This is a genomic window from Sinomonas sp. (assembly GCF_051955515.1).
GTDB lineage: Bacteria > Actinomycetota > Actinomycetes > Actinomycetales > Micrococcaceae > Sinomonas.
Genome location: NZ_JBQCGQ010000203.1, coordinates 1 through 12,412, shown reverse-complemented (window position 1 = coordinate 12,412; position 12,412 = coordinate 1). Strand labels below are relative to the sequence as shown.

Annotated in this window: 12 protein-coding genes; 5 read left to right on the top strand and 7 right to left on the bottom strand. The window is 68.9% G+C overall.

Annotated elements, in window-relative coordinates:
- The 5 genes from ACTHL9_RS11905 to ACTHL9_RS11885 form a co-directional block, all read left to right on the top strand.
- Positions 1–827 (top strand): phosphotransferase (locus tag ACTHL9_RS11905; RefSeq protein WP_440519323.1); only part of this gene is annotated, 827 nt, incomplete at its 5' end.
- A gap of 159 nt (positions 828–986) precedes the next feature.
- Positions 987–1,496 (top strand): protein tyrosine phosphatase, encoded by a 510-nt coding sequence (locus ACTHL9_RS11900; RefSeq protein WP_440519322.1) that lies wholly within the window; start codon positions 987–989, stop codon positions 1,494–1,496.
- A 68-nt stretch (positions 1,497–1,564) separates the two neighbouring features.
- A complete protein-coding gene (locus tag ACTHL9_RS11895) occupies positions 1,565–1,948 on the top strand; it encodes a hypothetical protein (RefSeq protein ID WP_440519320.1) in 384 nt (127 codons plus the stop codon).
- A gap of 298 nt (positions 1,949–2,246) precedes the next feature.
- A complete protein-coding gene (locus ACTHL9_RS11890; protein ID WP_440519318.1) occupies positions 2,247–3,584 on the top strand; it encodes an MFS transporter in 1,338 nt (445 codons plus the stop codon).
- Complete coding sequence (locus tag ACTHL9_RS11885; RefSeq protein ID WP_440519316.1) at positions 3,577–4,359, top strand: enoyl-CoA hydratase/isomerase family protein; 783 nt, start codon at positions 3,577–3,579, stop codon at positions 4,357–4,359. Before ACTHL9_RS11890 ends, ACTHL9_RS11885 begins: the two co-directional genes overlap by 8 nt.
- Before the next feature lie 72 nt (positions 4,360–4,431).
- On the opposite strand, the gene ACTHL9_RS11880 is transcribed toward ACTHL9_RS11885, so the two are convergent.
- From ACTHL9_RS11880 to ACTHL9_RS11850, 7 genes are all read right to left on the bottom strand, one after another.
- On the bottom strand, positions 4,432–5,793 hold the full coding sequence (locus ACTHL9_RS11880; protein WP_440519314.1) for an MFS transporter: 1,362 nt from the start codon (positions 5,791–5,793) through the stop codon (positions 4,432–4,434).
- Positions 5,794–5,958: 165 nt separating this feature from the next.
- Entirely contained in the window at positions 5,959–7,449 is a 1,491-nt protein-coding gene (locus ACTHL9_RS11875) for a mannitol dehydrogenase family protein (RefSeq protein WP_440519312.1), read from the bottom strand.
- A 2-nt stretch (positions 7,450–7,451) separates the two neighbouring features.
- Positions 7,452–8,681 carry a D-mannonate dehydratase ManD gene (manD, locus tag ACTHL9_RS11870; protein ID WP_440519311.1) on the bottom strand — a complete coding sequence of 410 codons (1,230 nt, stop codon included), beginning with the start codon at positions 8,679–8,681 and terminating at the stop codon, positions 7,452–7,454.
- On the bottom strand, positions 8,678–9,661 hold the full coding sequence (locus ACTHL9_RS11865; RefSeq protein ID WP_440519309.1) for a 2-hydroxyacid dehydrogenase: 984 nt from the start codon (positions 9,659–9,661) through the stop codon (positions 8,678–8,680). The genes manD and ACTHL9_RS11865 overlap by 4 nt, the downstream gene beginning before the upstream one ends.
- Entirely contained in the window at positions 9,658–10,662 is a 1,005-nt protein-coding gene (locus ACTHL9_RS11860) for a LacI family DNA-binding transcriptional regulator (protein ID WP_440519307.1), read from the bottom strand. Before ACTHL9_RS11860 ends, ACTHL9_RS11865 begins: the two co-directional genes overlap by 4 nt.
- Positions 10,663–10,789: 127 nt before the next feature.
- The gene (locus ACTHL9_RS11855; RefSeq protein ID WP_440519305.1) at positions 10,790–11,464 is read right to left on the bottom strand and encodes a response regulator transcription factor; all 675 of its coding nucleotides are present in this window, start codon (positions 11,462–11,464) and stop codon (positions 10,790–10,792) included.
- On the bottom strand, positions 11,461–12,412 hold a 952-nt coding region (locus ACTHL9_RS11850), incomplete at its 5' end, for a sensor histidine kinase (RefSeq protein WP_440519303.1). The genes ACTHL9_RS11850 and ACTHL9_RS11855, both read right to left, overlap by 4 nt.

Sequence of the window (12,412 nt, the reverse complement as noted above, 5' to 3'; positions counted from 1 at the left end):
ATTCCGAGATTGAGATCCCCCTCCCCGGCGGCGACGTCACCGAGGGGGTCGTCCGCCTCGGCGACACCGTCCGACGCCCGCTCGGCTCGCACTCGCCGCTCGTCCATGCCATCCTGCAGCATCTGGAAGCACAGCACTTCGACGGCGCCCCGCGCTTCTTGGGGATCGATGAGCGCGGCCGCGAGATCTTGACCTACATCGATGGTGAGGTCGCGAACCGCCCGCACCCGGCGTGGCTGGCCGACGAGACGCGCCTCATCTCTCTGGCTCGCCTTGTCCGGCGCCTCGATGACGCGATGGCCGGCTTTGCGCCGTCGTCGTCCATCCTTGAAGCGGTGGCGGCACCCGAGATCCCCGGAATGCCCCCGGAACCGCAGGCCCAGCCGCAATTCGTCGGGCATTTGGACATCACGCCGGAGAATGTCGTCTTCCGGGACGGGGAGGCGGTGGCGCTGATCGACTTCGACCTCGCGAAACCGGCCACACGAGTCGACGAGGTCTTCAACCTCTGCCTCTGGTGGGCGCCGCTCGCGCCCGAGGAAGACAGGACTCCGCCGCTCCGGGGAGTCGACGCCGTCGCCCGTACCCGCCTGATCGCGGACGCCTACGGCCTCGCCGCCGTCGACCGCCAACGCCTCGTGCCCACCGCCTTCCGCAGAACCGAGCGGAGCTGGCACTTGATGAAATACCGAGCAGAGCACGACGGCGGAGGCTGGCTCCGCATGTGGCAGGACGGGGTGGGGGAGCGGATCGAGCGCCGGCTTGCGTGGCTGGAGGCTGAGGGCGGCCGGCTCACCGCTGTGCTCGAGGCTTCGTCGCCGATTTAGGTGTTGGTCAGCAATTCCTCAGGTAGTTCACGACTTCCGTCCGCGGGAATTCGAGTATTGGCTACGCGGGACAGCCTTCTGCCTCTCATGCGACTGTTGATGCTGCAGGAGATTCGTTCTGGGCGATGACGGAGTGCAGTAGTTTGCGGGGAGGGCTCGATGTCGCTTTTCACCACCTTGATCACCAGCAAGATTGCTGCTGGCGCTCTCGCTGTCGGCGCATTGGCGCTCGGGGGCACCGCGGCAGCCGCGTACACCGGTTCGCTGCCTGAGTCGCTGCAGCAGGGGGCACATGCTGCCGTTGGCACCCCCGCGCCCACCGCGCCGAATACCGCTGAACCGAGCCCGAAGGCAAAGCCGAGTCCGACCGCGAGTGTCAAGGGCCCAGACGCCACGGGGCCTGCGGCGTTCGGTCTGTGCACGGCCTATTCCCACGGTGGCTTGCACCCGTCGTCGGCCGCTTACGCCTCCCTGGAATCCGCCGCGAAGGGCAATGGGAATATTGCCGACTACTGCGCCAAGATCACGGCCGCGCATGAGTCCGCGAAGCCGAAGCCAGACGGCAGCCAAACGCCAGACGACAGCCAGAAGCCAGACGACGACGCCACCGAGTCTGGCTCGCACGGCAAGGGCAAGGGCGCTGCCCCCGAAAGCCCCGGCCATTCCTGAACAAGACACCCTGCGGACGTGACAGCGCAACGTAGGCTGGGCGCAACCGGCCCTCGAGAGGAGTCAGCATGTCCGCCACCGCGCACCTCGGAGATTCGCCTCTACTCCGCACCTACTACACGATCCTCACCGGCGGGATCGAGGAGTATGGCGACGGGCGGGAATTGATGCCACTGCTCGCCGATTACTTCGTCTTCGACGGCCCTATCGCGGGCGTGGTTGCGGGGGCGGGGCGGTTCGCTCAGGGCGTGCGCGGCTTCGTCGAGGCCGTCCGAGAGGTTTCCTTCGTGCAGGCCGTGGTCGCCGACGACAGCGCTGCGGTCCTCTACGACGCCGTCCTCCCCAACGGAACCGTGCGCTTCGCGGAATTCTTCGAATTCAGCAACGGGACCATCAAGACGTTGCATATTCACTACAACGCCGCCGAATACGTAGCGGCGGGTGGCCACTGACGAACCGAGTTCGGCCTCGTGCTCGTGATTCCCCATTGACAGGGGCCGGTCCCGTTCGGACGATGGGTCTTGGATCCAATATTCGGGTTCTAGAAGGACGATGACGCGGAGACGGCTGATGACCAACTCCAAACGTCCCCCGCCTCGGCGATAAATGACCGCCGATGTGCGAAGGCTCGCTTCCCCCTAGCTCCCTGCCCGCCCATCGTCGCCGCGGCCCTGACAACATCCACCCCGGTCAGTCAGAAGAATCCGCACCCGGGCCCTCAAGGCCCACCATCAGTCCGATGGAGGAATGATGAGTGTTCAACAAGTCACCAGGGAACAGGCCGTTCGACGCGCGGTCTACGCGAGCGTCGTCGGCACCACCATCGAGTGGTACGACTTCTTCCTGTACGGGACAGCAGCAGCCCTGGTCTTTCCCCAGCTGTTCTTCCCCGGCGGAGAAAGTTCGCTCAATGGCGTGATTGCCGCCTTCGGAACGCAATTCGTCGGCTTTGTGGCGCGCCCTATTGGTGCCGCCATCTTTGGCCACTACGGCGACCGCATCGGCCGGAAGACGACCCTCATGGCCACGCTGTTCCTGATGGCCTTCGGCACCGTGCTCATCGGCTTGCTGCCGACCTATCAAAACATCGGCGTGTGGGCACCGATTCTGCTGGTGGTGCTCAGGATCATCCAGGGCATCGGCGTGGGCGGCGAGTGGGGCGGCTCGGTGCTCATCGCGATGGAATGGGGCAAGCAGCATCGCCGTGGGCTGTCGGCGAGCTGGCCGCAGATGGGTGTTCCCCTCGGTCTCATCCTTTCAACCGGCCTCGTTCGGCTGACCACCGGCGCCACCGGCGCGGACTTCGTTACCTACGGCTGGCGAATTCCGTTCATCGCGAGCATCGTGCTCGTAGGCGTGGGGCTATTCGTTCGGCTGCGGGTCATCGAGAGCCCCGAATTCGAAGCGGTCCGCAAGGCCGAGAAGGTCGTCCGGGTTCCCCTCGTCGAGGCAATCCGCCGGCAGCCCAAGGAAATTCTCCTTTCCGCACTCGTCCGCATGTCGGAGCAGGCGCCGTTCTACATCTTCATCACGTTCGTCATCACCTATGCGACGAAGCAGCTCAAGGTCAATAGCGACGGCATCCTGGTCGACACCCTGATCGCCGCCGCCCTCGGCCTGATCAGCATTCCCGTCTTCGGGATGCTCTCCGACCGATTCGGGCGCCGGCTCGTGTACGGGATCGGCGTCGTTCTCACGGCGCTGTACGCATTCCCGTACTTCGGCCTCATGAATACGCGCAACGCGCTGCTGATCGGGATTGCGGTGGTGGTGAGCCTCATCTTCCACGACATCCAGTACGGCCCTCAGGCAGCGCTCATCGCGGAAAGCTTCGATCCCGACATCCGCTACACCGGCGCAGGGATGGGCTACCAGTTGGCGAGCGTCATCGCAGGTGGTCCCGCGCCGCTCATTGCGGCCTGGCTGCTCCAGAACACGGGAGGTTCGACGGCCATCTCCGTCTACCTGATCTTCTGCGCCGTGGTCAGCATGATCTCGCTCCTCCTGCTTCACCCGAGGGCGACGTCCGATGCCGCACAGACGCAGCAACGTCAGCACAGGAGCCGCCGAGCGATGCGGCATGCCTGAGGCGGTCTCCGCAGAGGTTCGAGACCACGTAGCCACCATTGCCTTCGGCGCAGGGCAACGCCTCAACGCCCTCGGCACCCACCAGTGGGAGGAGCTCGGCCGAGCCGCGCGGAAGCTGGCGAACGAGCACTCGGTGCGGGCCGTCGTCGTCCGCGGCCGGGGCGGCGTGTTCTGCGCGGGCTCCGACCTGCGCGAATGGGAGCACGCCAGCGCCGACCAGATGACCCAAAGCCTCGGGGTGATGGAGCAGGCGCTCCAGGCTATCGAGGACCTGCCGATGCCGACGGTCGCGGTGCTGGAAGGGATCGCCGCAGGGGGCGGATGCCAGCTCGCCCTCGCGTGCGATCTCCAGCTCGCGGCCGCCTCGGCGAGGATCGGGATGCCGGTCTCTCGCCTCGGGATCCTGGTGCCGCCGTCGTTCGCGATACGGCTCGCGATGCGGATCGGCCCCGCGCGCACCAAGGATCTGCTCTACAGCGGCCGCCTTCTGCCCGCGAAGGAAGCTCAAGACGCCGGCCTCATCACCACCGCCGTCCCGGACGGCGAGCTCGATGCCGCCCTCGCCCAGCTGCTCGACGCGTGGGCCGACCTCGACCAGCCCTCGCTGCGGGCCGCGAAGGCCGCGGTCGACGACGGGTTCCGGCCTCTCGTCGAACGGGTGCGCGGGGAGCCTCCGGGGCCCGCCGTCGATCCCCAGCAGTTCCCGCAGCGCATCGCGGCGTTCCTGCACAGGCACGGACAGCCCGGTTCGTACCGGCCAGGCGGTCAGGGGTAGGCAGAAGCGTGAGCTCCGGGCTTCCGGCTCGGCCGGTGGTACCCAGAACTCACGCTTCCTCGGCAGGGTGTGTCAGGCCTTCGCAGAGGCAGGCACGACGGCGGCAGCGCGCCGCGCGCTGGCATCCGCCGGATCCGTGAGGTCGCGGTTGAGGGTCTCCGGCGTGAGCCGCGTCGCTATGAAGCTCACGAGCATCGTCGCGCCCATGTAGATCGCGATCGGCACCCACGAATTGCCGAACGCCGCGAGCAGGCCAGCGCAGACCATGGGAGCGATGCCGCCGCCGATGATCGCCGAGAACTCGCGCCCGAGCGTGACACCGGCGTACCGGTAGCGGCTGCCGAACACCTCGGGGAAGTAGCTCATGTGCACGCCCACCACGCCCTGGCACGCGAGGATGAACCCGATCACGATCACGAGCATGATGGCCACCGGGTCGCCCGTGGTCAGCAGGAGGAACGCGGGCGCCGGGAACAGCACGAGCACGCCGGTGATGAGCGAGACGACGCGCCGCCGACCGATCCGATCCGACAGGAACCCGAAGCCGAAAGCCGCGAAGCCGCCGCACAGGGAGCCGATGAGCAGGACGACCGGGATGTATTTCGGGTCGGTCTTGACAACCGTGATGAGGTACGACGCCATGAACACCTGAATCGTGTACGACTGCGTGCTGACGCCGAGGTTCATGAAGATGACGCGGAGCACGTTCGCCTTGCCGTGCTTCATGACCTCCTTGAGGGGTGCCGGGGGCTCTTCGCGCTCCTGCTTGATCTCCTCGAACACAGGTGATTCGTCGAGCTTGCGCCGCATGATCATCGCCGCGATGGTCACGACGATGCTGGAGATGAACACGAGCCGCCAGCCCCACGTCATCATGTCGTTCGGCGCGAGGGCCTGCGCCGCGATCCAGACGAGCGCGCCGAGCGCGGTGCCCGCAGCAGCGCCGACCATGATGAGCGACGCGAGCCGGCCGCGAGTTCCCGGAGCCGCCGATTCGGTGAGCAGCGTCGCGCCGCCCGACTGCTCTGCGCCAGCGCCGAAGCCCTGCGCCGACCGGCAGACGATCAGCAGCAGCGGCGCGAGCAGGCCCACTTGGTCAAACGTCGGCAGGATCCCGATCGCGAGCGTGGAACCGCCCATGAGGAACAGCGTGGTGACGAGCACCCATTTGCGCCCGAGCCTGTCTCCGAAGTGCGAGAAGAACACCCCGCCGATTGGCCGGAACAGGAACCCCACGGCGAACGTGCTGAAGCTCGCCAGAAGGCCCGCAGCCGGCGAGACGTTCGGGAAGAACAGCTTGCTGAAGACGAGCGCCGACGCCGTGCCGTAGATGACGAAGTCGTAGAGCTCGAGCGTCGTGCCGATCAGGCCCGCGAACGCCGCCTTGCGCACCTTCGACTGGTCGACGGCGGTGCCTGAGCTGAGTGAGGTCATATCCATACTCCTTTGAATGGAACTGCTCGGTGTGGTCGTGGTGCTGAGGTCGGGTGGTGTGGTGCTGAGGTCGGGCGGCAGGGGGCCCGACTTCGGCCGCAGCGGGCCCGACCTCGGCGGCAGGGGGCCCGACCTCGGCGGGGGGTGGGGGTGGGGTGGGGGCGGTCAGTGGTTGGCCGAGGCCGCTCCGGCTTCGGCGGCCGCCGCGAGAGCGCCGTGGCGGCGGATCGTGTCGAGGAGCTCCCCGGTCCGCGCGATGAACTCGTCCCGGCCCGCGAGCTCCTCGCCGAGGAGGTGCTGCTCGCCGAGCACGCGGCGCGCCAGGTCAGCGGACGACGACGACTGCTCGGCTGCCTGCGCGAGCGCACCGCGAGCTGGGTCCACCATCGCGGCGGCGTTCGGACCGGCGTCGAAGCCGGGCAGGGGAGCGAGGCACGCGAGGTAGCCCGCGACCGTGAGGGCGAGGAAGTGCGGCGTCCGACCGGCATCGAGCAAGGCAAGCGCAGGAGCGGGGATGCGCTGGCGCAGCTTCACGGAGCCGTCGGATCCGACCTGGCTCGTCCGGTGGCCGAGGGCGGTGTTCCGCCACCGCGTGAAGAGCTGCCCCTCGTACTCGTCGAGGTCCGTGCCCCGCGGGGCCGTGACGCTCGGACGATACTCGTCGCGCAGGACGGTGCGGGCCGCCGCCTCGATCTCGGGGGTCGAGACCGCTTCCGGGATGGTCGCCGCCCCGGTGAGGGCCCCAAGGTACGCGATGAGCGAGTGCGTGCCGTTGAGGAGTCGCACCTTGAGCTCCTCGTACCGGGAGACCTCGTCGGAGAAGATGGCGCCACCCGCCTCCCAGTCGGGGCGTCCGGCGGCGAAGCGGTCCTCGAGGACCCACATCGTGAACGGCTCTGCGGGCACGGGCACGTCGTCGCGATACCCGCATCCCTCGGCCACGAGGCGCCGGTAGTGGTCGGTCGTCGCCGGCACGATTCGGTCCACCATCGTGGACGGGAACGTCACGTGCCGCTCGAGGAACGCGAGCGTTTCCACGGCCTCCGCCTCGGGTAGCAGCCCGGCGAACTCCTTTACGAGCCGCTCCGTGTGGTGCCCGTTGTCGGCGAGATTGTCACAGCTGAGTACCGTGATGGGCTCCGCATGTGACTGCGCCCGCGACTGCAGCCCGCGGACGATCTGGCCGATCGGCGTCGAGGGCCGGGCCGCGTCGGTGAGGTCGCGCTGAATCGCGGGGTCGTCGACGGCGAGGTGGCCGGTGCGCGGGCTGTAGTAGTAGCCGTTCTCGGTCACGGTGAGCGAGACGATGCGGGTCCCGGCCGCCGCGATCGAGGAGACGACTCGCTCGGGTTCAGCGGCGGCTGTGAAGGCGTCCGTGTGCACGCCGGGGATCGAGAACGATTCGCCCTCCGGCGCGATCTCCACGACCGTGTACAGCATGTCCTGGGCCTTCATCGCGTCGGGGACCGACGCCGAGCGGCTCCCGACGCCGATGATCCCCCAGTCCGCAGAGCCGGCGGCGTCCAGCGCGGCCCGCGTGTACACGGCTTGGTGTGCCCGGTGGAAATTGCCCAAGCCGAGGTGGATGATCCCGGGACGCAGCCCGGCGAGGCGAGGGGCGCCGTCGTACTTTGCCGAAAGCTGGGGGAGTGCCATGCTCACCAGTCCTTCATGGTGCCGTCGAGATCGCGGGCGATCGGCAGGTAGGCGGGCGAGTAGGGGAAGCGCGCGGCGGCCTCCTCGTCGACCTCGACGCCGAGCCCGGGCTCATCGCCGGGGTGGAGGTAGCCGTTGTCGAACGTGAAGCTGCTGCGGAACACCTCTGAGACGAGCGGGTCGTAGCCCATGTACTCCTGGATGCCGAAGTTCGTGGTCGCAAGGCCCACGTGCAGGGACGCCGAGAGGTTCACGGGGGAGACGTCGGAGGGTCCGTGCGGGGCGCCCTTGACCTGGTAGACCTCGGCGAGGGCCAGGATCTTGCGGACGTGCGAGATCCCGCCCGCGTGCACCACAGCGGTGCGGATGTAGTCGATGAGCCTCTCGCTGAGCAGCAGCTCGCAGTCCCAGATCGTGTTGAACACCTCGCCGATCGCGAGCGGGACCGTGGTCTGGGCGCGGACGGCGCGCAGGAGCTTCTGGTTCTCCGCGGGCATGACGTCCTCGAGCCAGAACAGGTCCACGTCCTCGAGGGAGCGGGCGAGCCGGCCGGCCTCGGTCGGGGTGAGGCGGTGGTGCACGTCGTGGAGGAGCTTGAGCTCGGGGCCGACGTGCTCGCGCACGGCGTGCAGGACCTTGGGGGCGTGGCGCAGGTAGGCCGAGGTGTCCCATACCTCCTCGGCGGGCCCGCCGCCGCGGCCCGCGGGCTCGTAGCTAGCCTCACCCTTCGTGACGCCGTAGACCTTGTCGAGCCCCGGCACCCCCGACTGGGCGCGGACCGCGCGGAAGCCCTGCTCCCGCCGCTGTTCGATGGAATCCAGCAGCTCGGGCAGATCCCAGCCGGTCGCGTGCGTGTAGGTGAGGACTTTGTCCCGCGCCGCCCCGCCGAGGAGCTGGTAGACGGGGACGCCGAGCGCCTTGCCCTTGATGTCCCACAGGGCCAGGTCGACGGCGCCGATCGCCGCCATCGTGACCGGCCCGCGGCGCCAGTAGACGCCCTTGTAGAGGAACTGCCACGTGTCCTCGATGCGGTCCGCGTCCCGGCCGATGAGCGCGGGGGCGAGGTGGTCGCGGAGGTAGCTGGCGACGGCGAGGTCGCGGCCGTTGAGGGTCGCGTCGCCCCAGCCGACGATGCCGTCGTCGGTGGTGATCTTGAGGGTGACGAAGTTGCGGGACGGGCTCGTGACGATGACGTCGACGGCGGCGATGGTGCGGACGGCTGCTGTGCTCATGAGGCGGGAATCACTACATTCTTCAGGGGTTCATTGCGGGTAAGCCGGGTGATGTTCTCGGCGATGTCACGGATGCGTCCGCGGAAGGTCTCGGCTGTGACGCCGGACGAGTGGGGCGTCATGATCACGTTGTCGAGGCGGCCGAACGGCAGGGACGAGGGCTCGGCCTTCCCATCGCTGCCCGGGTACTGGTACCAGACGTCGATCGCCGCGCCAGCGATCCGGCGGTCGCGGAGCGCTTCGTAGAGTGCGGCCTCGTCGACCACGGGCCCACGCGCCACGTTCACGAGCAGGCCGCCGGGGCCGAGCTCGTCGAGTTCGACGGCGGAGATCACCGAGCGGGTCTCCTCGCTCAGCGGGATGCTCACCACGAGGATGTCGGCTTCGGTGAGGGCCTCGCCGAGGCGGTCCGTGGACGCCGCCCAGCGGAGGCCGTACTGGTTGGCGTCGGTCGAACCGCTGCGTGTGACGGCGATGCCCTCGCAGCCGAACGCGCGGAGCAGGCGCCACGCGGCCTGTCCGATATGGCCGAAGCCCAGGAAGGCAACCGTGGCTCCGCGCAGGGTCTCGGGCTGCGGGGTGGACGGAGAGTACACCGAGGACTGCCACGTTCCGGTGCGCAGGGCCGAGTCTTGGCCGAGGAGGTCCCGGCGCAGGGCGACGACGACGGCGGCCACCTGCTCCGCGATCGAGTCCTCGTGGTGGAAGGTGTTCGCGCAGACCACGCCTTCCGGAAGCGCGTCGGCGCTGATGCCGTCGTAGCCCGCGCCTGCAACGTGGACCAGCCGCAGCTTCTCGGCCGCCGCGCCCATCGCCTCGGTGAAGCGGCCGCCGACGTAGACGTCCGCGTCGCGCAGGTCGGCCGCGAGGGCCTCCTCGTTCCACGACTCGTGCCAGGAGGTCATTGAGCCCGCAGGGAGGGACTCCTCGAGGAGCAGCCGATGAGGCATGAGGTTGCGGTCGGCGATGACGATCCTCACGTGGGGTCTCCGTTCTTTCCGCTCCGGAGAGCTGTGGCGCCGCGTGCAGCGAAGGTCGAGCCACGGACGATGAGCTGGGATCCGAGATGAACGGCTTCGGTGGCACGCGACCTGCCCGCGATCTGCTCGAGCAGGAGGTCGAGGCCGAGCGAGCCGCTTCGCTCGATCGCGACCCGCACCGAGGTCAGGCCGGGCTCCGCTGCCGCGGCGATGTCGAGGTCATCGATGCCCACCACGCTCACATCCTCGGGGCAGTGATAGCCCAGCGTCCGCGCCCCGGCCAAGAGGCCGACCGCGACCAGGTCGTTGTACGCGATGACTGCCGTCGCGCCGCTGGCGACGACCGCCGCCGCCGCCGCAAGGCCGCCGTCGACCGTTGCATTCTGGTGCCCCACGGTGACGAGGTCGACCCCCCACTCCTCGCAGAGCCGCTTCACGGTCGCCGCCCGCTGGCCGTTGGCCCACGACGACGCCGGCCCCGGGACGTAGGCGAACTTGCGATGCCCGAGCGCGTAGAGATGCTCGACCGCCTGCCGCAGGCCCTCGCCGGCGTCCATGAGGACGCGTGCGGCGTCCGCCTCGCCGTTGATGACCACGAGCGGCATGCCGCCAGCGGCCTTCGTGATGTCCGCGGCAGGGAGGCGGGGAGAGCAGAGGATGACGCCGTCGACCGAGCCGGCGAGCGACGCGAGATGCTCGCGCTCGCGGTCCTCCGACCCGCCCGTGTCGGCGAGGAGCATGCGATGGCGGCCGGGCCACGCGCGCTCCTGGATGGCCTTGATGAGGGCGGCGAACACGGCGTTCGAGATGTCGGGGACGACGACGGCGACCGTCCGCACGCCGTTGGCTGCGGTCTGCGTCGCGTAGCCGAGCGCCTCAGCCGCGGAGAGGACCTTCTGCCGCGTCTCTGCGGCGAGGCGACCGGGATCGCTGAAGGCTCGCGACGCCGTGGCGAGCGATACGCCCGCCCGCTTGGCGACGTCTGTGAGGGTTGCAGGCATGGCTCCAGTATGGAAATCCTTGTACAAGCTTGTCAAGGTTTTCCATGAGCTGGATCTCCCCCTCCGCTTGTCCCGTCAGCTTTGCAGGGTTCACACCCTGCGGACGTGACGGGGCAAGCGGAGAGGGCTAGGCGCCGAGCGGCACCGTGTAGGTGTTCACCGGGCGGCCCGTCGTGCCGTACTCGAGCCTGAGCTCGAGGCGGCCCTTGCGCTCGAGCTCGCTCAGATAGCGCTGGGCCGTGGGGCGCGAGATGCCGATCAGGTCGGAGACGTCCTGCGCCCCGAGCGGATGGTCGGCGGTGCGGACGGCATCGAGGACCTTCTGCATGGTGGGCGGCAGGGCGCGCGCTGAGCGCGGGGGAGTGGGCGCGTGCCGGGCGGCGAACAGGGCGTCGACGTCGGTCTGGCCCGAGATATGGCCAGACTCCGCCTCGGTCCGCCACCTCCGGTAGGCCGCGAGCTGCGCCGTCAGCTGATCGAACCCGAAGGGCTTGACGAGGTAGTACACCGCACCGCCGCGCATCGCCGCGCGCACGGTGGCGACGTCGCGCGCCGCCGTGATGATGATCGCGTCCACGTCCTCGCCCGCCTCCCGCAGGGACCGCAGCAGGGCAATGCCGTCGTCGTCCGGCAGATAGACGTCCAGGAGCAGGAGGTCCGGCTTGAGCCGCGCCACGGCCTCGCGCGCCTCGGCCGCCGTGTGCGCCTCGCCCACGCACTCGTAGCCCTGGACGCGCCCCACATGCGCTGCGTGGACTCGCGCGACCCGGTAGTCGTCATCGACCACGAGCGTTCGGATCATCCCTGAGCCACTCCTTCTCCGGCTTCCGCCTCCGCCGCCGGCCCCGCCGTCGGAATCCATACCTCGAACCGTCCGCCCGGCCCCGCGAACACGTCCATCGTGCCACCGTGCCGGTGCACGATCCGCGCCACGAGCGCGAGCCCGATCCCGCGCCGCATGCTGGCCGGCTTGCCCGCCTTGCCGCGCTTGGTCGAATAGCCATCGCGGACGACGGCGTCCACCGCCTCCGCAGGCACGCCCGGACCGTTGTCGGTCACCGAGATGAAGATGCCGGATGAGTCATCGAGCTGGAGCTTCACCTCGCGCGCGCCGGGCTGGCCGACGACGGCGTCCACGGCGTTGTCGAGCAGGTTGCCCACGATGGTGACGAGGTCCTGGCTCGAGAGGAAAGGCTGCCGGAGCTGCGAGTCGTCGGTCACGGACAACTGCACATCCTGCTCAGCCGCAACCGTGACCTTCGCGAGGATGAGCGCGGCGAGCTCGGGCGGCTCGATGCGCGCTCGCAGGCCCTCGCCGAGCGACCGGGAGGTGTCGGCGACGCCCGAGATGAAGGTGCGGGCCTGATCGACGTCCCCGAGTTCCAGCAACCCGCTCACCACGTGAAGCCGATTCGCGTACTCGTGCTCCTGCGCGCGCAGCGCCTCCATGAGGCCCTCGGTCGAGCGGAGGTCCCTCACGAGCGCCTCGACTTCGGTGCGGTCCCGGAGCGTCACCACCGCGCCGACGCTCCGCCCGCCGACGCTCACGGGCATGCGGTTCGCCACGAGGAGTGCGTCGTCCGTGAGCACGGCCTGATCGGCGCCCGATGCCTTCCCTGTGAGGATGTCCCTGAGCCGGCCGGCCGGAATGAGTTCCCCGATGCGCTGCCCGAGCGCGGTGCCCTCGAGGCGGAGGAGCCGACGGGCCTCGTTGTTGATCACCGTGACGCGATTGTCGTCGTCGAGCCCG